24 protein-coding genes are annotated in these 24068 nt (G+C 56.8%); 7 read left to right on the forward strand and 17 right to left on the reverse strand.

Annotation, left to right across the window (positions count from 1 at the left end; translation table 11 throughout):
- Positions 1 to 487 precede the first annotated feature (487 nt).
- Complete coding sequence (gene asd, locus V7665_RS05590) at positions 488 to 1342, reverse strand: archaetidylserine decarboxylase (protein ID WP_335663552.1); 855 nt, start codon at positions 1340 to 1342, stop codon at positions 488 to 490.
- Between the two features lie 21 nt (positions 1343 to 1363).
- Positions 1364 to 2596 carry a threonine ammonia-lyase gene (locus tag V7665_RS05595; RefSeq protein WP_335663553.1) on the reverse strand — a complete coding sequence of 411 codons (1233 nt, stop codon included), beginning with the start codon at positions 2594 to 2596 and terminating at the stop codon, positions 1364 to 1366.
- A gap of 83 nt (positions 2597 to 2679) precedes the next feature.
- On the opposite strand from V7665_RS05595, the gene V7665_RS05600 reads away from it, so the two are divergent.
- From V7665_RS05600 to V7665_RS05615, 4 genes are all read left to right on the forward strand, one after another.
- Positions 2680 to 3552 carry an NAD(P)-dependent oxidoreductase gene (locus V7665_RS05600; RefSeq protein ID WP_335663554.1) on the forward strand — a complete coding sequence of 291 codons (873 nt, stop codon included), beginning with the start codon at positions 2680 to 2682 and terminating at the stop codon, positions 3550 to 3552.
- Positions 3553 to 3567: 15 nt separating this feature from the next.
- Positions 3568 to 5238 (forward strand): amidohydrolase, encoded by a 1671-nt coding sequence (locus V7665_RS05605; protein WP_335663555.1) that lies wholly within the window; start codon positions 3568 to 3570, stop codon positions 5236 to 5238.
- 202 nt (positions 5239 to 5440) lie between these two features.
- Positions 5441 to 5674 (forward strand): hypothetical protein, encoded by a 234-nt coding sequence (locus tag V7665_RS05610; RefSeq protein WP_335663556.1) that lies wholly within the window; start codon positions 5441 to 5443, stop codon positions 5672 to 5674.
- Positions 5675 to 5841: 167 nt separating this feature from the next.
- Entirely contained in the window at positions 5842 to 6606 is a 765-nt protein-coding gene (locus V7665_RS05615; RefSeq protein WP_335663557.1) for an arginyltransferase, read from the forward strand.
- Positions 6607 to 6692: 86 nt separating this feature from the next.
- Here V7665_RS05615 and V7665_RS05620 read toward each other — a convergent pair whose 3' ends face one another.
- The 4 genes from V7665_RS05620 to arfB all read right to left on the reverse strand — a co-directional run bounded on the left by V7665_RS05620 (position 6693) and on the right by arfB (position 11391).
- Complete coding sequence (locus V7665_RS05620) at positions 6693 to 8144, reverse strand: RcnB family protein (RefSeq protein WP_335663558.1); 1452 nt, start codon at positions 8142 to 8144, stop codon at positions 6693 to 6695.
- A 160-nt stretch (positions 8145 to 8304) separates the two neighbouring features.
- Positions 8305 to 8790 carry a GAF domain-containing protein gene (locus V7665_RS05625; protein WP_335663559.1) on the reverse strand — a complete coding sequence of 162 codons (486 nt, stop codon included), beginning with the start codon at positions 8788 to 8790 and terminating at the stop codon, positions 8305 to 8307.
- Between the two features lie 22 nt (positions 8791 to 8812).
- On the reverse strand, positions 8813 to 10885 hold the full coding sequence (locus V7665_RS05630; protein WP_335663560.1) for a S9 family peptidase: 2073 nt from the start codon (positions 10883 to 10885) through the stop codon (positions 8813 to 8815).
- 107 nt (positions 10886 to 10992) lie between these two features.
- On the reverse strand, positions 10993 to 11391 hold the full coding sequence (gene arfB / locus V7665_RS05635) for an alternative ribosome rescue aminoacyl-tRNA hydrolase ArfB (protein ID WP_335663561.1): 399 nt from the start codon (positions 11389 to 11391) through the stop codon (positions 10993 to 10995).
- Between the two features lie 363 nt (positions 11392 to 11754).
- Here arfB and ctrA point away from each other — a divergent pair, with 363 nt between their 5' ends.
- A complete protein-coding gene (ctrA, locus tag V7665_RS05640; protein ID WP_335663562.1) occupies positions 11755 to 12462 on the forward strand; it encodes a response regulator transcription factor CtrA in 708 nt (235 codons plus the stop codon).
- 76 nt (positions 12463 to 12538) lie between these two features.
- Here the strand turns inward: ctrA and V7665_RS05645 are convergent, their stop codons facing one another.
- From V7665_RS05645 to V7665_RS05665, 5 genes are all read right to left on the reverse strand, one after another.
- Positions 12539 to 13306, reverse strand: a complete 768-nt coding sequence (locus tag V7665_RS05645; RefSeq protein ID WP_335663563.1) for a metallophosphoesterase family protein — start codon at positions 13304 to 13306, stop codon at positions 12539 to 12541.
- Between the two features lie 107 nt (positions 13307 to 13413).
- Positions 13414 to 14595: a saccharopine dehydrogenase family protein gene (locus V7665_RS05650; RefSeq protein ID WP_335663564.1), complete on the reverse strand. Its 1182-nt coding sequence runs from the start codon at positions 14593 to 14595 to the stop codon at positions 13414 to 13416.
- 38 nt (positions 14596 to 14633) lie between these two features.
- Positions 14634 to 15188: a dCTP deaminase gene (gene dcd, locus V7665_RS05655; protein WP_323800422.1), complete on the reverse strand. Its 555-nt coding sequence runs from the start codon at positions 15186 to 15188 to the stop codon at positions 14634 to 14636.
- A gap of 19 nt (positions 15189 to 15207) precedes the next feature.
- The gene (locus tag V7665_RS05660; RefSeq protein ID WP_335663565.1) at positions 15208 to 15900 is read right to left on the reverse strand and encodes a glycoside hydrolase family 25 protein; all 693 of its coding nucleotides are present in this window, start codon (positions 15898 to 15900) and stop codon (positions 15208 to 15210) included.
- Positions 15901 to 15932: 32 nt separating this feature from the next.
- Complete coding sequence (locus V7665_RS05665; RefSeq protein WP_335663566.1) at positions 15933 to 16415, reverse strand: UPF0262 family protein; 483 nt, start codon at positions 16413 to 16415, stop codon at positions 15933 to 15935.
- 151 nt (positions 16416 to 16566) lie between these two features.
- Here V7665_RS05665 and V7665_RS05670 point away from each other — a divergent pair, with 151 nt between their 5' ends.
- Together V7665_RS05670 and V7665_RS05675 are read left to right on the forward strand one after the other, a co-directional pair.
- A complete protein-coding gene (locus tag V7665_RS05670) occupies positions 16567 to 18066 on the forward strand; it encodes a replicative DNA helicase (protein WP_335663567.1) in 1500 nt (499 codons plus the stop codon).
- Positions 18067 to 18132: 66 nt separating this feature from the next.
- Positions 18133 to 18576: a DUF3592 domain-containing protein gene (locus V7665_RS05675; protein ID WP_335663568.1), complete on the forward strand. Its 444-nt coding sequence runs from the start codon at positions 18133 to 18135 to the stop codon at positions 18574 to 18576.
- Between the two features lie 45 nt (positions 18577 to 18621).
- On the opposite strand, the gene V7665_RS05680 is transcribed toward V7665_RS05675, so the two are convergent.
- The 6 genes from V7665_RS05680 to astD form a co-directional block, all read right to left on the reverse strand.
- A complete protein-coding gene (locus V7665_RS05680; protein WP_335663569.1) occupies positions 18622 to 19404 on the reverse strand; it encodes a phosphoadenylyl-sulfate reductase in 783 nt (260 codons plus the stop codon).
- On the reverse strand, positions 19397 to 19822 hold the full coding sequence (locus V7665_RS05685) for a DUF934 domain-containing protein (RefSeq protein WP_335663570.1): 426 nt from the start codon (positions 19820 to 19822) through the stop codon (positions 19397 to 19399). Before V7665_RS05685 ends, V7665_RS05680 begins: the two co-directional genes overlap by 8 nt.
- Positions 19815 to 21449, reverse strand: coding sequence for a nitrite/sulfite reductase (locus tag V7665_RS05690; RefSeq protein WP_335663571.1), 1635 nt, complete (start codon positions 21447 to 21449; stop codon positions 19815 to 19817). The genes V7665_RS05685 and V7665_RS05690 overlap by 8 nt, the downstream gene beginning before the upstream one ends.
- Before the next feature lies 1 nt (position 21450).
- Complete coding sequence (locus V7665_RS05695; RefSeq protein WP_335663572.1) at positions 21451 to 21747, reverse strand: DUF2849 domain-containing protein; 297 nt, start codon at positions 21745 to 21747, stop codon at positions 21451 to 21453.
- Entirely contained in the window at positions 21744 to 22535 is a 792-nt protein-coding gene (gene cobA / locus V7665_RS05700) for a uroporphyrinogen-III C-methyltransferase (RefSeq protein WP_335663573.1), read from the reverse strand. Before cobA ends, V7665_RS05695 begins: the two co-directional genes overlap by 4 nt.
- Positions 22536 to 22601: 66 nt before the next feature.
- The gene (astD, locus tag V7665_RS05705; RefSeq protein ID WP_335663584.1) at positions 22602 to 24050 is read right to left on the reverse strand and encodes a succinylglutamate-semialdehyde dehydrogenase; all 1449 of its coding nucleotides are present in this window, start codon (positions 24048 to 24050) and stop codon (positions 22602 to 22604) included.
- Positions 24051 to 24068 lie beyond the last annotated feature (18 nt).

Raw genomic sequence — 24068 nt, forward strand, 5'->3', positions numbered from 1 at the left:
CTCCTTATGATCTCGCTGCTGCTGGAATGCCGCTGACAGCCCTGCCGGGAGGCAAATATCCGCTTGCACAAGTTTCGCCCAATCCACCAAGCAAACCAAAATTCATGCAGATAAGAGTTTAAGATACTGACCCTCAGCTTCATCTCTAAACCCATGGTGAACTCTGGCTTTCGTCGCTATTTACGACCGCAACTGGGGCGGTTGCGGAAATAAAGACGACCTATCATTAATATCGTCTTTCGCCCTCAAAGCACACATTGGCTCAATCGCTCAATCGGCCAGTTCAACCTGCCGCACATCATAGCCGGCCTTGTTGAGGTCGGCGATCAGTCCCTTGGCGGGCAGGTTGGTGAAAACCCGCTGGTGAAAGACTTCGATGATATTGACTTCATGAATAACGGTGACAGTGCGTCAATTCGTTTCACCGTTTAGAATAAAGTGCACTTTCACCGTCATTTGTCCAATGTCACCGTCATTCGATGAAATTTCAAAATCCGGGTCGGTGGCCCATCGTTTCACCGAGACGCACCAATCTCGCGGGTGCCCATTCCTCTGAAAAAGCGATCGTGTGCTGCCGGAACAGCATGACTACCGTTGAGCCGAGCAGGAATCGTCCCATCTCCTCGCCCTTTTCGAGCGTGATGTTCTGGTCAGTATATGTCCACTGCGCAATCTTGTTGGCGGGCTTTGGCTTGACGACGCCGTGCCAGACAGTTGCCATGCTGCCGACGATTGTAGCGCCGACCAGGACCATCGCGAACGTGCCATGCTCCAGTGATTCAAACACACATACTACCCGTTCATTTCGCGCGAAAAGGTTGGGTACGCCGCGCGCAGTAGTGGGATTAACGGAAAACAGTGTGCCTGGCACGTAGGACATACTTACAAGCCTGCCGTCGCAAGGCATATGCAAACGATGATAATCCTTGGGTGACAGATATATATTGGCGAAGCTCCCGTTCCGAAACTCTGCTGCCAGTGCTGAATCGCCGCCAAGCAGCTCGGTCGACGTAAACGAATGGCCCTTTGCCTGAAGAATGTGGTGGTCATCAATCGCACCAAGCTGACTGATCGCGCCATCCACCGGGCAGGCAAAATCTGCTTCCGTTATGGGTCGCGCACCGGCTTTGAGCGGACGGGTGAAGAAGGCGTTGAAGCTGTTATAGCTGGAGATGTCCGGATTTCGGGCCTCGCTCATATCGACCGCATATTTGCCGACAAACCAGCGTATCAGCCGGGTCGTTAGCTCGCCCTGTTCCGCTCTCGCAATGCGGCCGGCAAAGGCGGTAAGGCCACGCTTTGGCAGCATGTACTGGGACGCGACTTTCAAACGTTCGAACAATTTTTAACTCGCATCAATCGCTCAATCGGCCAGTTCAACCTGCCGGACATCATAGCCCGCCTTGTTGAGATCGGCGATCAGGCCTTCCAGCTGTTCGCGGTCTTTCGCTTCGCATTCAATATCGGTGATCAGGCCTTTCGCCGGCAGGTTGGTGAAAACCCGCTGGTGATAGACTTCGATGATATTGACTTCATGTTCGGCAAATTGCTTCACGACATTGTACAGCGCACCGGGCTGGTCGCGCAAATGCAGGCGGAGGCGCGCGAGGCGGCCCGACCGGGCGAGATCGCGCAGCAGCACATTGGCCAGCAGGCGCGTGTCGATATTGCCGCCGCACAGGACCAGACCGACTTTTTCGCCCTTGAATTTTTCCTTGTTGCTCAGCAAGGCGGCAAGGCCGGCGGCGCCGGCACCCTCGACCACGGTTTTTTCGATCTGCAACAGCAGGCTCACCGCACCTTCCAGTTCCGCTTCGCTGACCAGCAAAATCTCGTCGACATATTTCTTGATGATCGCGGCGGTAAATTCGGACGGATTGCGCACCGCAATGCCTTCGGCCAGCGTATCGCCGCCGGCGGTCATGGTTTTGCCGTTCAATTTTGCGTACATGCTCGGGTAGAGCGCGGCTTGGACGCCGGTTATTTTAATATCAGGATTGATCGCAGCCGCTGCGGTTGCCATGCCGGAAAATAATCCGCCGCCGCCGATCGGGATGATCAGGCGATCCAGATCGGGGATCGCCTCGAGCATTTCAATCGCAACGGTTCCCTGGCCGGCGGCGACATGCGGGTCATCAAAGGCGTGGATATAGGTCAGGCCGCGCTGTTCGGAGAGCAGCATGGCATGGGCATAGGCTTCATCATAATTGCTGCCGAAGATGACGATTTCGGGGCCATGACCGCGGGTCTGTTCGACCTTCACCATCGGTGTCGTGCTCGGCATGACGATGGTGGCAGGGATACCCAGCTTTTTGGCATTATAGGCAAGGCCCTGGGCATGATTGCCAGCGGAGGCGGCGATCACGCCGGCCTTGCGTTTGCTCTCGTCCATCAGCAGCAGCGCATTGAGCGCGCCGCGTTCCTTATAGGCGGCGGTAAACTGAAGATTCTCGAATTTCAGGAAAACTTCCGCGCCGCTCATTTCCGACAGGGTGATGCTCTTCAGCGTCGGTGTGTGGACGATCCGGCCCTTGATCCGGTCGTGTGCCGCTTTCACATCCTCAAAATCGAAGGAGGGAAGGCTTATGGTCTGCATATCATTCATATCGCCTGTGCCCCTAACGCATCTAGTCATCGAGGGAAACAATGATTATGGCCATATCAAAGGGCAAATAATCTATGGTGAAAATTGCATTTATCGGAATCGGCGTGATGGGCGGACCCATGGCCGGGCATCTGGCCGCAGCGGGACATGAGCTCACTGTTTATAACCGAACCAAAACCAAGGCCGAGGCATGGGTAGCCGAACATGGTGGCTCGATAGCCGAAAATCCTGCCGAGGCTGCACGCGACAAGCAAATCGTGATCACTTGCGTCGGCAATGACGATGATCTCGCCTCCGTTACCATGGGACGCGACGGGGCTTTTTCGACCATGGCATCAGGCGCTCTGTTCATAGACCACACCACTGTGTCCGCACGTATCGCCCGGCAGCTGTCGGTTGAAGCCGAAGGCCGGGGGATTCATGTCGTCGACGCCCCGGTTTCCGGTGGTCAGGCAGGCGCGGAAAATGGCACATTGTCAATCATGTGCGGCGGCAGCGAGGAAGCCTTTGCGGCGGCCGAACTGATCATGGCCGCCTATGCCGGACGGATCGTCCATGTCGGCCGCACCGGTGCCGGGCAAACCACGAAAATGTGCAATCAGATTGCCATTGCCGGCGTGCTCGAGGGCCTGTCAGAAGCGTTGCGCTTTGCTCAGGCCAGCCGACTGGATCTGGATAAAGTCTATGACGCCATTTCCGGCGGGGCTGCGCAAAGCTGGCAGATGGACAATCGCTGGGCAAGCATGGCCAGGGATGATTTTGATTTTGGATTTGCGGTCGACTGGATGCGCAAGGATCTGGGGCTGGCCATCGAAGAAGCCCGGACCAATGGCGCGACCATCCCGGTGGCGGCGCTGGTCGATCAATTCTATGCCGAAGTGCAGGCAGCCGGCGGCGGGCGCAATGACACGAGCTCATTGGTTTCCCGCCTTCCGAAAAGAAAATGAACAAGGGTATATGATATGCGCGGTTGGCTGAAAAAACAGGGCTTGGCATTATGTGCGGGTGCGGCATGCGTTTTGCTGGCGTCCGGTGCCGCCCAGGCCGACAGCCTGATCGATAATGTCAACGGCATGACGCTCGACAGCGAGGGCAATGTCATCCGCTTTACCGCGATGCTGGTCGACGATGACGGCAGGGTCAAGCAGTTGCTGGATCGCCGGGACAAGCGGCCGCGCGATGTGGACTTCCAGTTTGACGGCAAAGGGCAAACGCTGATCCCCGGGTTTTTTGACGCCCACGGCCATGTCATGGGCATGGGCTTTGGCGCTTTGACGCTGGATCTGTCCGGGACCAAAACGCTGGCCGAAGCGCTGGCCAGGATCGCGCAATATGCTGCGGACAATCCGAGCCGGCAATGGATCATCGGCAATGGCTGGAATCAGGAACTCTGGGGTCTGGACCGCTTTCCCACGGCCGCAGAACTGGATGCGGCGGTTCCGGACCGTCCGGTCTTTCTGAGCCGCGTCGACGGTCATGCCGCCTGGGTCAATGGCGCGGCGATGACGGCCGCCGGTGTTTCCGCTTCCTCGAAAGCGCCTAGCGGCGGAACCATCGAAAAGGTCGGAGGCAAGCCGTCCGGTATCTTTGTCGATGCTGCGATGGACCTGTTCAACGATGCGATTCCCGCCCCGAAACCGGCGGAGCGCGATCTCGCGCTTGGCAAGGCGCAAGACATCTTGCTGGCAAACGGAGTGACCTCCATTGCCGATATGGGCACCACCATGCAGGATTGGCAGAGCTTTCGCCGGGCAGGGGACAAGGGGCAGCTGAAAATCCGGATCATTTCTTATGCTGGCGGCATCGACGATATGATCGCCATCGCCGGGCCGTCGCCGTCGCCCTGGCTCTATGACGACCATCTCAAACTGGCCGGGGTCAAGCTCTATATCGATGGCGCACTGGGTTCACGGGGCGCTCTGCTGAAACAGCCCTATGCGGACAAGCCCGGCGAAAGCGGCCTGGCGATGCTGACTTCTGCGCAGCTCAAGAACAAGATGAGCCGAGCGGCGATGGACGGGTTTCAGACCGCGGTCCATGCGATTGGCGACAAGGCGAATGACGAAATATTATCGGCGATCGAGGAACTGGAAATCACCTACAAGGGTGATCGCCGCTGGCGGGTTGAACATGCTCAGATCATCGATCCCGCCGACATCAGCCGCTTTGCCGCGACCGGAACGATCGCCTCGATGCAACCGGTGCACCAGACGTCCGACCGGCTGATGGCGGAAGCCCGGCTCGGGCCGGCGCGACTCAATGGCGCCTATGCCTGGAAATCCTTGCTCGATTCGGGTGCGGTTCTGGCGTTCGGCACCGACGTTCCGGTGGAATCGTCCAATCCCTTTCCCGGCCTGGCCGCGGCAATGACCCGCGAAGATGCTGCGGGTCAGCCTTTCGGCGGCTGGATGCCTGCGGAACGGTTGAGCCGCGAGCAGGCCTGGCAGGCCTATACGGTTGGCGCGGCTTATGCTGCATTTGCCGAAGATCGTCTGGGCAGTCTGGAGCCCGGAAAAAGGGCGGATTTTCTCATCATCGATCAGGACATATTGCTGGCGACACCCGCGCAGATCCGGGAAATGCAGGTAATGCAGACATGGATCGGCGGTAAACCGGCATATGTACGGAACTGATGAGGACTGGGTTGGCCGTTTGGACTCAGGGCAAGTCGAGAAAAATATTTCCCTAAGCTGTTGCGAAGAATCACAAATTGAGGTAATTAAATGGCTCAGAAGGGTTGTTTTACAATCAAAACCCTCTGAATTCAGCAGGGCGCATGAAAGTTCAGTTATGAGCTTTCACTTGTTTTAATACGACCTGATTTGGAGCATATCTATGAAATTCGGTAAACTGGCTGCTGGTGTGGCAGCAATATCTTTGGTTGCGGCGCCTGTCGCAGCCCAATCGGCTAACAGCTCTGCACCGGCTGTTGAGCGCATCGGCGTCTCTTCGTCATCGTCAGAAAAACTGGAAGGCGAAAATGGAATCCTGATCGCCATATTGGCGGCGGCAGCGGTTATCGCCGGCATCATCATCATCGCCGATGACAATGAACCAACAAGCCCCTGAGCTTTGGCAAAATACATTTAAATGCGGGGCGATTTTCGCCTCGTTTTTTTTGCATTTCGTCCGTCACTGTCATTATGAATATATGTGGTAAATCGGCTTTTAATTTTCTTCGTCGCGCTGCATATTGCCGTTGTCGATTCTCTTGAATGTAACAAAAGGCTGGCTTTGTGACTGCACCCGTTCGCTTCCCGCGATTCTTTGTGACCAACCCCAGCCCTTGCCCCTATTTGCCTGGCCGAAGCGAACGCAAGGTTTTTACCGAGCTGAACGGTGCCCATACCGAAGAACTGAATGATGCGCTGGGCCGGATCGGTTTCCGTCGCAGCCAGAATGTGGCCTATCGTCCCAGCTGTCTGGATTGCAAGGCCTGTGTGTCGGTTCGGGTGCTGAGCGATGAATTTCGTCCCAGCAGCACGCAACGGAAGCTGATCCGGCGCAATCAGGACCTGGTCGTGGAAGCCTGCGAGCCATGGGCGACCGAAGAACAATATCAGCTGCTCCAGAATTATCTCGCAAAACGCCATCCCGGTGGCGGCATGGCGGAAATGGACGAGATGGATTATTCCGACATGGTCGAGCAATCGCCGGTCAAAAGCTTCGTCATCGAATATCGCGAACCGACCGAGGATGGCAGCAAGGGACGGCTGGTTGGAGCATGCCTCACCGACCAGCAAGGCGATGGCCTGTCGATGATCTACAGCTTCTTCGATGCCGAGCATGGCGAGCGTGCGGGTCTCGGAAATTATATCATCATGGATCATATCCGGCGCGCCCAGACCGCCGGATTGCCTTATGTCTACCTCGGCTATTGGGTCGATGGCTCGCCGCAGATGGAATATAAAGTCCGGTTTCGGCCACTGGAGCGGCTTGGTCCGGATGGTTGGCAGAGATTTGATCCCGCCGAACTGCTCAAGCTGCAATGTCCAAACTGATTCACCGATAACCAGCGCTTCCTGCAAGAAAAAAGCCTGCCAACCATATCGGGTGAGCAGGCTCTTTTTATATCGGGATCAGGCGATCAGTCGTACATGCAGCGCGCTTGCTGGCATCCTTTTAGCGGCTCGGCCTTTGGCGCCGGCTTCCAGACCTTCTTGGTCGCCGGTTTCCACTGCTTCTTGTAAGTCGGCTTGCTGTAGATCACTTCCTCTTCGACATAGGTCGTCGTCGTTGTGGTCGTGACCGGCGCCGACTGTATGACAATCGTCGTGATCATTGGTTGTGCCTGCGGATAATAATAGCCGGGCGTATAATATCCGTTCCAGCCGCTGGGATAGGCCGGATGGCCCTGCGGTGGTTGCGGACGGTGATGCTGGGCTGGTGGATAGGCTCGCCCGCTCTGTGGCTGGTCATAGCCATATTTTTTCAGCAGATGGCGGCAGCGATCGGTTCCCTGATCAATGGCCGCACCTGCGACTGCCCCGATTCCGCCGCCGATCAATGAGCCGGCCAGGCGGTTGCCGCGACCAGCGATACGGTTGCCGGCAAAGGCCCCAATGGCGCCGCCAACAATGGCACCGCCGATGCCGCTGCTTTTCTTGCAATTTTCGAGATAGGCCAGTTCTTCAGCGCGCCGGTTGTCGACGTCTGGATAGGCCGGATAGCGCCGATCGAGATCGGGTCGTCCGCTTGCCACTGCGCAGCCGCGCGGATCAAATCCCGGGTCAACCTCACAGCCGGAGCCCCGGTCTGCGCGAGATTCCCAATGCGGGCTCATATTGCCGTCACCAATGAAGGTCCCGGAATATTCGCCTTCATAGACCCGGCCATCGGCATCACGATAGGTGCCTTGCCATTCACCCTGATAGCTGCCGTCTTCGCGATAGGCACCGTCCCACTCGCCCTGATAGGTCGACTGGTCGTTATTATAGGCATGCGGCGTTGCAACCACGCGGTCATCGCCGATGAAAACGCTTTGATCATAGGTTGCCTGACCATCGCGATAGCCGTCATGATAGCCCTGATTATAGCGGTCCCAATCGACATTATAGCGGGCGTCCTGAACCACGCCATAGCGGTCGGTCAGAACGGCATCATCATAATAGCGGGACCAGCCATAGCCGCTGCTTGGCTGGCTCAGTCCATAATAGCCGAAATTGCCGATGAAATAGCTCGGCTGGATATAGGTCCGGGGCAGGCGGTACCCGCGAAATGGTTTTTTATAGCCCTGATCATAGCCCATCCGGCCCCGGTGAACATAATTGCCGGCCTGGCGATAGCTTTGCATCTGGCGGTTGTTGCCCATGTTCCGCATCCGGCGCGTGTTGCCCATATTCTTCATCTGGTAGCTATTGCCCATGCGCGGCATGGCCTTTGCCCCTGCTGCCGGATCGGCCAAGGCCGTGGACGAAGCGAAGGAGATATCAACGGACGGCTGTGCATTTATATTTGCAGCCGAGTCGATAGCAGCCATGGCCGATCCTGGTGCCATCGCCAAAATACCGCCAAGGCTAGCAAGTAAAAGGGTCTTCATGGTTAACAACTCCCTAGTTTCAGACATGCATCAAGCAGTCCGACCGAAATTTGGTTAACGAACATTTACCATTTTTCGTAGGGTTTGACCATTAGCGGGTTGTAAAATAGAGTAGATTTAGAGCTTTGTCTCGAAATGGGGCATATTGGTTACCGCGCGCTTAACCAAGACTGTCAGCAATTGCCCCGATGAGCTTGGCCATTCCGGTCGCATCTTCAGGCCGGAAATGGTCGGGCAGGGGACTGTCGAGGTCGAGCACGGCGATGACTTTGGCATTTTTCAATACCGGAACGACCAGTTCGCTGCGGCTATCGGCATCGCAGGCGATATGGCCAGGAAACGCATGGACATCGGCGACCCGCTGGACTTTGCCGGATGCGGCCGCCGTGCCGCACACGCCAGCCCCCATGGCTATTCTGATACAGGCGGTTTTGCCTTGAAAGGGGCCAAGCACCAGCTCGTCGTCGATCACCCGATAGAAGCCAGCCCAGTTGAGCCCGGGCAGATATTGCCAGATCAGCGCTGCGATATTGGCCATATTGGCGATAGCATCCGGCTCGCCGTCGACCAGAGCGGCGGCGGATGATGTCAGGTCGGCATAAAATTCCGCTGCGGGTTGATCTGTGTTGATGGCAATGTCTAGCATGTCCTGTTTCCTGCCTTTCGGGCTAATCTTCGGTTTCCGGTTTCTGTACCGGATCATATTTTGCAAACCAGCCCATGATATTGTCGACCTTGGCGATGAGCTGGCTTGGTCTGCGGGCAATCAGATGGGATGCGCCCGGTACCCGGACAAGCACTGTATCGACATTCTGGACTTTCAGCGCCGTGTAGAATTGTTCCGCTTCCCAGGCCGGTGTGCGCCAGTCGGCCTCGCCGACCATGACCATTGTCGGTGTTTTGACATGGTTGACGATCGACAGCGGGGAGCGCCGCCAATATTCCTCAGGCTGTTCCCATGGTTGGGCGCGGAACCAGTGGCGGCTGACGAAACGGGCGATATCTCCAGCCAGCGCCATGCTGGTCCAGTTGATCACCGGCTTGACGGTTGCCGCGGCGGCGAAGCGATCGGTTTTGCCGACCGCCCAGGCAGTCAGCACTCCGCCGCCCGAGCCACCGGTGATGAACAGCCGTTCCTTGTTGACGTAATTTTTTGCCAGCAGGGCATCGACCACGCTCATCAGGTCATCATGGTCATGGCCGGGATAATCCAGATCGATCAGCTGGGCAAAGCTTTCGCCATAGCCGGTCGAACCGCGAGGATTGGCATAGACCGTGACATAGCCTTCCGCCGCATAGCGCTGAATTTCGGCGGCAAAATAGGGGCCGTACATCGTGTTCGGGCCGCCATGGATTTCCAGTATCATCGGAAAAGAACCGTCGGGCCGAAAGCCCGGGGGCAGGGCAACCCAGGCTTCAATTTCGCGGCCGTCATGACTGGATGTGGCCTTTATCTCTTCAATCCGGGCAAGATCCAGATGACCCAGTGCATCCTCGTTCAAGCGGGTCAGCTGACGGCCATTGCCGCTGCCGCGGGTCAGGGCGACTTCGGCGGGCCGGTTGGTGCTGCCCTTTGTATAGGCGATCAGCGGAGAGCTGCCGCCGGCCTTGCTGGCGACAGAAAAGCTGCCTGCCGCATAGGGACGACCAAGCGACGTGCCGCCGATATCCCCGACCAGATTGCTGACATTCCCCGCCAGATCGATGGATACCAGCGTCAATATGCCGTCGACTTCGGTCTGACCTACAAGCGCCCGGCCGTCCGGTCGCCAGGCGATGGCATCAATCGACCGGTCAAAATTTGCGGTCAGATTCTGCACGCCGCTGCCGTCGGGTGCCATGACATAGACATCGGTCTGCTGATAGGACTTCAGCTGGTCGTCATATCCGCGATAGGCGATGCGGCTGCCATTGGGCGCGACAATCGGCGCAAAATCCGGTCCGTCGCGCTGTGTCAGAGCGGTTATCGCCTGGCTGGACAGGTCGACGCGGTAGATTTCGCTCTCAATCGGATCAAGATCTGCATCCTCGGCCTCGTTTCCGGTCACCAGTAGCGCACCATTGCCAAGCCATTGCGGTGTATCAAATCCATTTTCGCCATGGGTCACCTGCCGAGGCGTGCCACCTTCTGCGCTTATCGTGAAAATCTGGGTTTTCCCCTTCGGCAAATAGCCGGCACCATCAAAACGGAAAACGAGATCATCAATGATACGCATGGGCTTGGCCCAATCTGATCCTTCGGGGCTTTTTGGCGGCTCGGCAAAGGTCGCGCGCTCGTCCGGAACAAGCATGGAAAAAGCGATGCTCTTGCCGTCGGGGGACCAGACCGGGGCGCCGGGTCCCTGTTCCAGCTGCGCCAGCGAAAAGCTGACGCCACTGTCCTGATAGCGCAGACGCAGATCCGGCTTCCCGTCGGTCGAGGTCAGATAGATCAGGCGATCACCATTCGGTGACCAGCGGACCGATGAACTGGAGCCCTGACCGCTGACCAGCGGGCGATGACTGCCGCTGCGCGTATCAATCGTCCACAGGTCGCTGACCACCTCGTCGGCGAACTTGTCCATGGATTTGCGGGCATAGATGATGGTCGAGCCGTCGGGCGAGATTTGCGGATCGTCGGCATATTCGAGATCGAACACGCGCTCGGCGGTGAACTGGCGGGCATCATCACCATCGTCAGCCAGAGCAGCGGTCGCGAAGGAGGGCAGGCAACATATTGCGAGTAAATAGCGCGTTTTCATCGATATCCCCTTTTGTAACATGATTTCTTATGCGGAATATTGACGCTTTGCCAACCGGAAACCGGTCTTGTCGCTGGTCTGGCAAGCAGACGCCGGTTGGGGATGGCTTAGTCCAGGTCCGGCTTGCCCCGCGTTTTCTTCACCGAAGATTTCTTCTTTTTTGTTTCAACCCGCCGGGCTTTGGCGGCTCTGCTCGGACGGGTCTTGATCCTTCGGGCATCGCGTTGATAGGCCTGTTCGATCATTTCCGCTACGCGCCGCCGCGCTTCCGCGCGATTGGCTTCGCGGGTGCGATATTCGCGAACCGTCAACACCAGTTCACCGCCCAGAGTCATTTTGCGCCCTGCGAGTATTTTCAATTTGCGAAACGCATAAGGCTCGAGCCCCAGCGCATAGACATTGACCCGCATCTGGACCGCTGTCGCGACCTTGTTGACATTTTGACCCCCAGGTCCGCTGGCGGCCAGAAACGTCTCGGTGATCGCGCTTTCGGGAATCTCAACCATGAACCGTTCCTAGCGCCATGCGCCGCCGTGCAACAGACCTTGTTAATGAAGCTTACCAGATGCGGCAGAAACAGGCTGCTTTTTCGGTCGATCGGTGAAAAAATTTGATCCATTTTGAGCAAAATCACATTTTTTGCAGTCCAATGCAGGAAAAAGTTAATTTTTTTTTCGCCGAGGCCGGGAGTCCCTAAACGACTCATTTCTGCGGGTTACAGACTCTTTCGATGCCCCGCGACTCGTGCTGAATCCTACCTTAAGGGAAAATTAACCTTTTACGTTCATTCATGTTATGGTTAATAAATGATCCATCGGGTCGGCACAGTGATCGATCCGGGCGAGTAATTGAGAAAAAGGGGCTGCCTGATGCGCGTGCTGCTGATTGAAGACGAACCAACGACTGCAAAAGCGATTGAGCTGATGCTGACAACCGAGGGTTTCAATGTCTATAACACGGACCTGGGCGAGGAGGGCCTCGATCTTGGCAAGCTCTATGATTATGATATCATATTGCTCGATCTTAACCTGCCGGACATGCATGGTTATGATGTGCTCAAGAAGCTCCGTGTGGCAAAAGTCCAGACACCGGTTCTCATTCTTTCCGGTATCAGCGAAATGGACAGCAAGGTCCGTTCCTTTGGATTTGGCGCCGATGACTATGTGACCAAGCCGTTCCACCGGGACGAACTGGTTGCCCGTATTCATGCGGTTGTGCGCCGTTCGAAAGGCCATTCGCAAAGTGTTATCCGGACCGGCAAGCTGGCGGTCAACCTGGATGCCAAGACGGTCGAAGTCGATGGCAATCGTGTGCATCTCACCGGCAAGGAATATGCCATGCTTGAGCTGCTCTCGCTCAGGAAGGGCACGACGCTGACCAAGGAAATGTTCCTCAACCATCTTTACGGCGGCATGGACGAACCGGAACTCAAGATCATCGATGTGTTTATCTGCAAGCTGCGCAAAAAGCTGTCGCTGGCATGCGGTGGCGAAAATTACATCGAAACCGTCTGGGGTCGCGGCTATGTTCTTCGGGATATGGAAGAAGAAACCGCACCAACCGCTCAAGTCGCTTAAACGACCGGGACTTCACTACCCAAACAGGTCTGCTTGTCAGGTCAGAACATGGCGGGACCGTATGGTCCCGCCTTTTTTATGTGGCTGTGTCCAGATACCAGCGTTCCGAACCTTGCAGACCCAGTGCGCTAAGCTTGTCAGAATGATAGGCGCCCGTGTCGATGCCGATGCGGGTGCCGGTTTCCACGACATCATCGCTAATCGTGTGGCCGTAGACGATGACCTTTTCAAAGGCTTCCTGAGTCGAGAGAAATTCTTCCCGGATCCAGCGAAGGTCTTTCTGGCGCTGCTCGGAAAGAGGCACGCCGGGACGTATTCCGGCATGCACAAATGCATAGTCGCCGATGATGATCTGATCTTCAAAGCCGGCGACGAAATCAATATGTTTCTGGGGAAATAGCTCCGGTATCCGTTGCGCCAATTGCGCCATATCCAGCTCGATATATTCCTTCATGCTGATCTCATAGCTCAAGATCGTTTCGCGTCCACCGATGCGGTTGAAGAAGCGGACGGATTTTTCATCACCGGTGGTTGCCGCCAGATAGCATTCTTCATGATTGCCCATCAGGAACCGGACGTTGCCCAAATCTGCCTTGAGCTGCATCGCAGTGTCGAGCACCCCGGCGCTGTCCGGACCCCGGTCTACCAGATCACCCAAAAAGATGATTTCGCTCTCTGCCTTGCCCCGGTCGCCATCATCCTTGATGATCTTGTCGAGCAGCTGCCGCAACAGGTCATTGCGGCCATGGATATCGCCAATCGCATAGACCCGCCGTCCGTCCGGGATCGTCGCGCTGTCGATCGGCCTGGAAGCTTTTTTTCTGCGTAAAAGACGATTCAGCATGATGCTTGCAATTTTGTCCTGAGAAACCGGGTTTCAAGGGTGGAATATAATTTCATATCTCGGCAGCTCAATAGACATAATGCCCTGTGAGCGGTTGCTGAAATTTGTCAGCTTTCAACAACAAAGCTGAGGCCGGCTTTGTCTTCCAGGCGTTTGACCAGTTTTTTGCCCATCAGCGCGCCCGGTGTCCAGATTCCGCCGCCATGTTTAATGTCGTCCTGCGCGATGCACAGCGCCGCTTCGGCTATCATCTTGGACGTCGATCCATAGCCGGGGTCCTTGTCCCCCTTGACGCATAGGCTGGCGGTTTCGCCATCGGCGGTCTCGCCCAGGAACAACAGGTCATAATAACCGTTTTCGCGCTGTTCCTTGGTCGGACCTTCACCGGGCTTGGGAGCATCGTCACCGCCGAAAGGATTGGCCTTGGCCACCATCTCGGCAGCCTGCTTGCCGAGATCGCCCGGGCTGGTGACAACCATTTCATCATATTTGAAATCTTCGCCATAGGCAAAATCGAGCAGGAAGTTGGTCCGGTGGACATTTTTCGTGTTGATCGGCGCCATGATGAACGGGGCCACCCAGCTGTCGATCGTCTTGTCATATTTGGGGATCAGCATATTGGGCTGATCGGCGCCCTTGAAGCCGGGGGTCAGGCCGAAGCTGCTGGCCAGAATCTTGACCAGAGCAGGGTTTTTGGCAATCGCCTTCATCGTCTCTTTCAGGCTCGCAGCGGTGCCGCCGGAAAATGTGCCTTCCATGGCGCGAACGCGACCTTTGATGCGGGTTGCCGGCTTGCCGAAACGCTTTTGCATTTCTTTCTGCAGCATCAGCACGCCGAGATCGAAGGGAATCGAGTCAAATCCGCAGGAAAAACAGATTTGTGCGCCCGATTCTTCAGCCGCTTTCTGATGTTGATCGATCATTGCGCGCATCCAGCCGGGTTCGCCGCAAAGATCGACATAATGGGTGCCGTGTTTGACACAGGCCGCGACAACTTCATCACCATATAATTGATAGGGACCGACGGTGGTCAGTACCACTTTGGTGCGGCTCGCCATCATGTCTATCGAGGCGGCGTCATCGGAATCGGCGACGACCAGCGGCGTATCCTTTGGCGCGCCTATGAGATCGCGGACTTCTTCGAGCTTTTCGAGACTGCGTCCCGCCATCGCCCATTTGGGGGCATCGTCCGACACACCATATTGCTGCGCCATATATTCGGCGACCAGACGGCCGGTATAGCCGGTTGAACCATAGATGATGACATCAAATTCGGGTGCTTCGGACATTGCGGGGGCTCCTGCGTTATATTTGCGTGATGTATGGCCTAGAGTTTGGCCAGAGTCACACCCTTTTGCCGCATATATTTGCCCGAACGGTCAGCATAGCTGGTCTCGCAGGGTTCGTTGCCTTTGAGGAACAGGAACTGGCAAGCGCCCTCATTGGCATAGATTTTGGCGGGCAGGGGACTGGTGTTGGAAAATTCCAGCGTCACATGACCCTCCCATTCCGGTTCCAGCGGCGTGACATTGACGATGATCCCGCAGCGGGCATAAGTCGACTTGCCGAGGCAGATGACCAGCACGTCGCGCGGTATCCGGAAATATTCCACCGTCCGGGCCAGCGCGAAGCTGTTCGGCGGGATGATGCAGCAGTCGGTCTTGCGGTCGACGAAGCTATTCTCGGCGAAATTCTTGGGATCGACAATTGCGTTGTCGACATTGGTGAAAATCTTGAATTCGTCCGACACCCGGGCGTCATAGCCATAGGATGACAGACCATAGCTGATGCATCCCTCCCGTTTCTGGCCTTCGACAAAAGGTTCGATCATGCCGGAATGTTTCGCTTCATTGCGGATCCAGCGGTCGGATAATATGCTCATATCAGGTTCCTGTTGGTGGTCATGGTCGCACTACGTTCCAGTTTATCGGCCCGTCAACCCCGCTGATCCGGCGCATGTCGGAAGCGCGCCACATCACCCAGGGTTTGGTGGCATAATCAGGCGGGAAAAAATTGGCTTCGAGCCAGAAGGTCCGGTCGATGCCGCTGCTGATATTGTACAATTCCTCGAAATCGCGCGACACGGCGATGATCGCGTGCTTGCCGCTGTGGGACTCGATCTGGTTGAGAAACGTATTGAGTTCGCTGAGCACCAGCGCCCGACTGGGCCGGTCGCCGCAGTCATTGTCGAAGGCCAAGCGGACGGCAGGAGGAAGCATGTTTTCGCCGCGCGGGACGGTGGTGACAAATATCGTCGCCTGATCGGTTGCCAGGCGGCACAGCGAATAATTGTGGAGCGCACCATAGCGGATGCCGGCATCCCGGGCGCCCTCGATATTCGCAGCGAAATTCGCGTCGCGTTTTTCCGCGCCCGAGGTGGCGTGAATATAGGCAAAATCAACCCCTGTTGCGCCGGCAACATGCCATATGATCTGACCATGGCTTTCATCGACCGAAATGCCCTGCACCGGATATTGGTCGCGCGACGGCGCCCAGCCGACGGCAATATTGCGCAATATGAATGCGACGACCAGCAACACCACGACAATCGTGGCAAGGCTGATCAATGATGTTCTTGTGTCTCGCTTGGCCACTCTGGTTCCCTGATACGCAGCGGAAGAATCACTCAATTCTTGATATGCAATACGCAGATCAATGTGAAGAGTCGGCGCGCGGTCTTGAAGTCAACGTCGATCTTCCCCTCCAGCCGCTCGACCAGCAGCTCGGCGCCTTGATCGTGCACTCCGCGCCGAGCCATGTCGATGGTTTCGATTTCCGCAGCGCTCGCTTTGCGGATCGCCTGATAATAGCTGTCGCAAATCGCGAAATAGTCGCGGATCGGTCGCCGAAACCGGCCCAGAGCGAGGATCAGCGTCTCCAGTGGCTCGCCATTCTCGCGGCCAATGGAGATGACCAGCCGGCCCTCCTGAACGCTCAGCTGGAGTTGATAAGGCCCTGCATAGCCATCATCATGCTGTTTGAGCGGTTTGAAATAATTTTCTTCGATCAGATCGAAGATTGCGATCCGCCGTTCCTGCTCAATATCGGCATTGCGCCACAAAATTGTGGCTTCATCGAGTTCGACGGAAATGATGCGCGGATCGGACATTGCGCCCTGTTGCCGCAGCGCCGGTCTCAGGACAAGGGTTTTTGCAGTGCAGCACGGACGCAGGATCTTTTCCACAGGACTGTCCCCGGGACTTTGCGAAATTTTTCGCAGCGCCCCTTGCCCAGAATCGATTCACAGTGGATGAAGAGCCATGGCCGAATTGATGCGTTTCCAAAATGATGAGAGTGAAGGACAGCGCCTGCCGCGCAATGTTGAGGCAGAGGCGACTTTTCTTGGCGCGCTGCTGATCGACAACCGGGTTGCCGAAGATGTGCAAATCCGGCTGCGGCCCGAACATTTTTACGAACCGCTGCACGGACGAATCTACGAACAGGCGTTGAAACTGCTCGACAAGAATATGGTGGCCACCCCGGTGACCCTGAAGCCCTATTTCGATGCAGACGAAGCAATGAAGGCGCTCGGCGGACCGTCCTATCTCGCCAAATTGACCGGCGATGGCGCTGGCCTGATCGGTGCTCGCGATTTTGCCAATCAGATTTATGATCTGGCGCTGCTGCGCGAACTGGTCAGCGTCGGGCGGACGCTGGTTGAGAGCGCGCTGGATACCAGCGAGACGGTGGATCCGAAGGAACAGATCGAGGAAGCCGAAACCGCGCTCTACCGGGTGTCCGAAGGCGAAGCGCAGGAAGGCGGCGTTCGGTCGTTCCTGCAGGCTTCGACCGAGGCATTGAACAATGTCGAGCGGGCCTTCAACAGCGGCGGCAAAGTGTCCGGCATCACCACCGGCCTGACCGATGTGAACGCCAAAATGGGTGGTTTGCACAGGAGCGATCTGCTCATTCTTGCCGGTCGTCCGGGCATGGGCAAGACCTCGCTTGCCACCAATATCGCCTTCAATGCGGCGCACCGCTATCTCCGTGATATGAATGACGGCATTGCGCCGGAAGATTCCCTTGGCGCCAAAACCGCTTTCTTCAGCCTCGAAATGTCGGCGGATCAGCTGGCCACCAGAATCCTGTCCGAGCAGGCCGAGATCAGTTCGGAAAAACTGCGCATGGGCGCGATCAGCCGGGATGACATGCACCGGCTCGCGCTGGCCTCGCGCGAATTGCAGGATCTGCCGCTGTTTATCGACGACACGCCAGCATTGACCATTGCCGCGTTGCGGACGCGCGCACGGCGGTTGCAGCGGCGTCAGGGTATTGGACTGATCGTGGTCGACTACCTCCAGCTGCTGCAAGGCTCGGGCCGGGCCAATGACAATCGGGTCAATGAAATTTCGGAAATCAGCCGGGGCCTGAAGACGCTGGCGAAAGAATTGCAGGTGCCGGTGATGGCGCTGTCCCAGCTGAGTCGTGCGGTGGAAAGCCGGGAAGACAAGCGTCCGCAGCTTTCCGATCTGCGCGAATCCGGTTCGATCGAGCAGGATGCCGATATTGTGATGTTCATTTTCCGTGAGGAATATTATCACATGGCGATAAAGCCCGATGTACCCGACGCCAATTCCACACCCGACCAGATCAAGAAATATGAAGATTGGGAACGGGATCATGTCCAGGCAGAGGGGAAGGCGACGGTCATTGTCGCGAAAAACCGGCAGGGTTCAACGGGCAATATCCAGCTAAGCTTCATCAGCGAATTTACGAAATTCGGCGACCTGGCTTATAGCGAAGCGCCGGGGGAATATTAGACCTGCTTTGGCTGTCCTGCGCCTTTTCCCGGCATAGGTTGGCGATGACAATGGGGCGGTGAAATCATGAACATCTGGCTTCGAATGATTCTCTTTTCAGCTGTGTTGCTAGTGGTTTTCCTCGGTATCGCCATCACCGTCGATAATTGGCAATTTCGCACAAGCAGCGAGATCGCGACCGGTGAAATATTGTCGATGCGCGAAGCTATTGGCAGTCGCGAGGATCAGGATGGTTTCACCGAAATCGAAATTTCCCATTATCCGACGGTTCGCTTCAAAAACGTCCAGGGGAATATATATGAGGTGGAAGTCGCACACCCCATCCACGAACCGATCCCGGACATTGGTGATCGGATTTCGATCCGCTATGAGGTCGCAAATCCGGAATATGTTCGCGACGAAGATGGTCTTTTTTATGACTGGTTGATCGGTGGTGCGGTGACGGCGGCAGGACTGTTTTTCTTCCTCATCTCGTTTATATTTACGCGACGAAAAATCCCTGAAATTTGACTAGAATCAAGGCCTAGCCATGTCTGTTTCAAAGAGCAGGCTATGCTAGAAAATTGGATCATTCACACCCTTGTCATCCGCATCCGGCACCGGCGTCACATCCTCGTGAATGCCGCATTCGGACTTGTCCCAGCCCCGCCAGCGTCCCGCTCTTGGATCTTCGCCGGGCAGCACTTTGGATGTGCAAGGGGCACAGCCGACCGAGAGATAGCCTTCCGCTTCGAGCGGGTGGCGCGGCAGGTCATGTTTTGCGAAATATGCTTCGAGATCGTCCTTGATCCAGTCGCCCAGCGGATTGATTTTCAGACGGCCTTCGTCAATCTCGAACCGCGGGATATTGTTGCGGGTCACCGACTGAAACGCCTTGCGTCCCGAAATCCAGCTGTTGAGACCGGCCTTGGCGCGGGCCAGTGGCTCCACCTTGCGGATTTCGCAGCAGCCATCGGGATCATAAGACCAGCGCAGGCCATTATCGTCTTTTTCTGCCAGAACAGCCGCATCGGGTACGACAATATTGCTGTTCTTGATGCCAAGCATCCCGACCAAAGTATCGCGATAGGCCAGCGTTTCGGGAAACATTTTGAGCGTGTCGACAAAGGTCACGGGAATGGTCGAATCGACCGCTGCGACGAGATGGAGCAGGACCGCGCTTTCGGTCCCGAAGGAGGAAACCACGGCGACTTCACCAAACTGGCGTTCGTCAAACAGGGTCTTGAGCATGGTCGATGTATCGACACCTTCAAAACGCTGGTTCAGTGCATCGGCGTCGGCCTGGGTGTAATCCGGGCGGACGTCGATAGTGTCAATCTTGCGTGCGGCTTCAGCCATGACGGAGCCTCCAGATTGGGGTGCGCTGGTCTGAGGTTGCCTGATAGACATGATCGTAGCGGCTCAAGGCCTGTTGCATCAGCTCAGGATTGATCGGTGAATCCGGCGCGAAGGCGTCAAAGCCGCAACGCCGCATATAGGCGAGCTGATCCAGCAGCACATCGCCGCTGGCGCGCAGTTCGCCGGTATAGCCGGACTCGCGCAATATTTGCGCCGCCGAATAGCCGCGACCATCGCCAAATACCGGAAAATCGATTTCGATCAGCGACAGACGGTCAAGAAAGGGCAGCAATTGCCGGGCATCTTCGCCCGCTTCAATGCGGACGGCAGTCGCGTTCGACTGATCTAGAAATGAGTCGAGCGAAACCGCTGGTTCTTCATGGACGTCATCATCGCGCAAACGGATAGAATCAACCATATATAGCCTCCTTGAACCGTGCCATGCCGACACGGCGATAGGTGTCGATGAACCGCTCGCCGTCCTCGCGTTGTTCGAGATAGAGATCGGTGACGGTTTCAATCGCGTCGATCACGCCATCTTCGTCGAAACCGGGGCCGGTGATCTTGGCCAGACTGGCGTCTTCCGCGCCGGATCCGCCGAGCAGCAGCTGGTAATTCTCCGTGCCCTTCCGGTCGACGCCCAATATGCCGATATGACCGGCATGGTGATGGCCGCAGGCGTTGATGCAGCCCGAGATTTTGAGCTTCAATTCACCCAGTTCCCGTTGACGACCAAGGTCGGCAAAACGCTCGCTGATTTTCTGGGCGAGGGGAATGGAGCGGGCATTGGCGAGACTGCAATAATCGAGCCCGGGGCAGGCGATGCTGTCTGTGATCAGGTCGAGATTGGCTGGAGCCAATCCTGCCTCATCCAGCGTCTGCCAGAGAGCGTAAAGGTCGCTCTTCTTCACGTAGGGCAGGACAATATTCTGACTGTGGGTGACGCGCAGCTCGTCAAAACTATATTGCTCGGCCAGATCGGCCATCAGGTCGATTTGCGCCGACGATGCGTCGCCGGGGATGCCGCCGCGCGGTTTCAGGCTGATCGTCGCGATCGCATAGCCGGGTTGCTTGTGCGCGGAGATGTTTTGATCGACCCAGAGCGCAAAGTCGGGATCGGAAAGGTCGAGATCATCGCTCGCCTGTTGGTCATAGGGCGGGTCCTGAAAATATTCGGTGATCCGCGCTAGCTCTTCAACCGGAGGATTGAGGTCCAATTCCTTCATATGGGCGAATTCTTCTTCGACTTGGCGGGTATATTCTTCCTTGCCGAGTTCGTGCACGAGGATCTTGATCCGCGCCTTATATTTATTATCGCGCCGCCCGTAGCGGTTGTAGACGCGCAGGCAGGCTTCGGCATAGCTGATCAGCTCATCCGCAGGCACAAAGCCGCGGATTTCCGGCGCGATCATCGGGGTCCGGCCCATGCCGCCACCGACGAAGAATTTCGCGCCCAGTTCGCCTGCTTCATTGTGGACCAGCTGGATGCCGATATCATGCAGCCGCATCGCTGCCCGGTCGGTGTCGCTGGCGATCACGGCAAATTTGAATTTCCTGGGGAGATAGGAAAATTCCGGGTGAAAGCTTGACCATTGCCGCAACAATTCTGCCCAGGGACGCGGATCGGCGATTTCGTCCGCCGTCGCACCGGCAAATTGATCGGAGGAGATGTTGCGGATGCAATTGCCGCTGGTCTGGATGGCATGCATTTCAACCGACGCCAGATCGGCAAGTATGTCAGGGGCGTCTTCCAGCTTGATCCAGTTATACTGGATATTCTGGCGGGTGGTGAAATGGCCGTAATCGCGGTCATATTTGCGGGCGATATGGCCGAGCATCCGCATTTGCTTGCCGCTCAGCGTGCCATAGGGGACCGCGACGCGCAGCATATAGGCATGGAGCTGCAGATACAGGCCGTTCATCAGCCGAAGCGGCTTGAACTGGTCCTCGGTCAGATCGCCGGCGAGCCGGCGTTTCACCTGATCGCGAAACTCTTCGACCCGCGTGTCGACCATTTTCTGGTCATATTGGTCATATTGATACATGTCAGATCACCCATTCGCCGGCATCGGGATCGGCCGGTTTCAATGTCAGGTCGGGACGAACGGTCGGTCCGAGTGCGCGCACCCGGTCCTTGATGTGACCCGGTCGCGGGCCATCATCGGTCTGTTCGGCGGAGATTATATAAGGTGCGTTGACCCGGCGGGCCGCTTCTTCCCGGTGCAGCACTGCTTCGCCCTGATCGCCGACATCGGCAGCATCTTTGACAAAACGCGACCAGTCGAGGCCGGTCCACCAGATAACGTCGCCGGTCTTGAGATCATTTCCGGTCAATATGTTCATGCAACCACTCCCGCCATTTGCGCAAATTTCCGAAATTTGTCTTCGGCATCGCCATATCGGGCGACTTCGCCGACCACGAGCAACGCGGGACTCTGAACATTTTCACGTCTTACCATGTCGCCGAGGTCGGTCAGCAGCGTGCGAAGCGCGCGAAAGTCAGTGCGGGTGCCGTTTTCCAGCACTGCAACCGGCAACTCGGGTGCCACCCCGTCGGCGATCAGTTTTTCAACAATCGCCTCGGCATTGGCAACGCCCATATAGATCACCAGAGTGCGGCCTTTTCCGGCCAGACCGGACCAGTTCTGGTCCGACAGGCCTTTGCATTGGCCAGCGACAAAGGAAACCGCGCTCGAGGCATCACGGTGGGTGAGCGGCATTCTCGCCTGAGCCGCACAGCCGAGCGCAGCGCTGATGCCGGGCACGACTTCCACGGCAACGCCAGCGGCGATACAATCATCCGCCTCTTCGCCGCCACGTCCGAAAATGAAGGGGTCGCCGCCCTTGAGGCGCACGACCACATGGCCTTTCGCCGCTTCGCTGATCAGGATATGGTTGATCTGATCCTGCGGAACGCTGTGCAGCGAGCGTTTCTTCGCCACCGATATATATCGTGCGGTTGGCGATCCCAGATCCAGAATGTCGCGGCTGACCAGGCCGTCGTGAATGATCACATCGGCGCGTGCCAGCAGCTTTGCCGCTTTCAGGGTCAGCAAGTCGGGATCTCCCGGACCGGCGCCGACCAGATAGACTTTACCCGCAGATCGCGCCCTGTTTGATATATTTTTCATGGACGGGATATGCGCGCATCGACCTGTATGTTCAAAACAGAAGTTTTTGGGGGTGCCTAAGCTCAGCTATTTGGCGGGAGCGGTTTCCGCAGGGTTGGCAGCGTTCTCATCCTTGAGTCCGACGCCGATCGAGGCCCGGGCTTGATCCGCTTCCATTGAAACAACCGGATAGGCACAATAATCGGCGGCATAATAGGCGCTGGGTCGATGATTGCCGGATAATCCGATGCCGCCAAAGGGGGCCTCAGAGGAGGCGCCAACGGTCATTTTATTCCAGTTCACGATACCGGCGCGGCTGTTCGACCAATATTGATCATATTGTTGGGGCGTACCGCCGATCAGAGCTGAGGACAGGCCATAGCGGGTGTTATTTGCCTCTGCGATCGCTTCTTCAAAGTCGGCTACACGAACAACCTGCAGGATCGGCCCGAACAATTCGATATCCGGACGTTCATCGAGATCGGTGACATCAATGATGCCAGGGGTGAGGAAAGGACGCCCCTCTATCGGTCTCGCCATATGTTTGATCGGCTTGCCGCCATGGCTCATCAGGGCAAGGAAGCTTTCGGTCAGGCCATCGGCGGTTTCATTGTCGATGACCGGACCCATAAACGGTGCCGGCGTAGCAAAGGGTTCATCGATGATCAGGCGATCCGTAATATGTTTCACCTCCCTGATGATACGATCATAGAGCGCATCCTTTACAATCAACCGGCTTGCTGCCGAGCAACGCTGTCCCGCACTCAAAAAGGCGGACTGCACGATCAGGACGGCGGCACTGTGAATATCGTCGGTATCCCAGGCAATGATCGGATTATTACCGCCCATTTCCAACGCCAATATCTTGTCTGGCCGGGTTGCAAATTGGCGATTGAGGGCAATGCCGGTTCGCGCCGAGCCGGTGAACAGGACCCCGTCCAGCCCTTCGTTGGATGTCAGCTGCTTGCCGGTTGCGGGACCACCGTGCAATATATTGACGATACCTGGGGGCAGTCCCGCCTTGGCAAAGGCATCGACCAGATATTGACCGACTGCCGGCGTCTTCTCCGACGGTTTGAAAATAATGGCGTTGCCGGCAATCAGAGCCGGGACGATATGCCCATTGGGCAGATGAGCGGGAAAATTATAGGGGCCGAGCACGGCGAGCACGCCATGCGGCTTGTGCCGCAAGGCCGCTCGCATATTGGGCGGGCTCGGCAATTGGCGCTGCGGTGTGCGGTCGGCAAAGGCTCTGACCGAAATATCGACTTTGTTGACGACAGATTCAACTTCCGTCCGGGATTCCCAGAGCGGTTTGCCGGTTTCGCGGGAGATCAGCTCAGCCAGTTCATCGGCCCCGTCGCGGATGCGATTGGCATAGCGGCGGACAGCCTCAATGCGTTTGACCAAGGCCGTGGCAGCCCAGCCCGGCCATGCTTCGCGCGCGCTGGCAACAGCAGCGTCGGCGTCTCCGCTGGTGCCGGTCCACAGGGTCGCCCCGGTTGCTGGTTCGATGGATATCAGGTCGCTCAAAATGGCCTCTGTTTTCTGCGC

Origin of the sequence: Parasphingorhabdus sp., from assembly GCF_036964675.1 — a bacterium.
Taxonomy (GTDB): domain Bacteria; phylum Pseudomonadota; class Alphaproteobacteria; order Sphingomonadales; family Sphingomonadaceae; genus Parasphingorhabdus.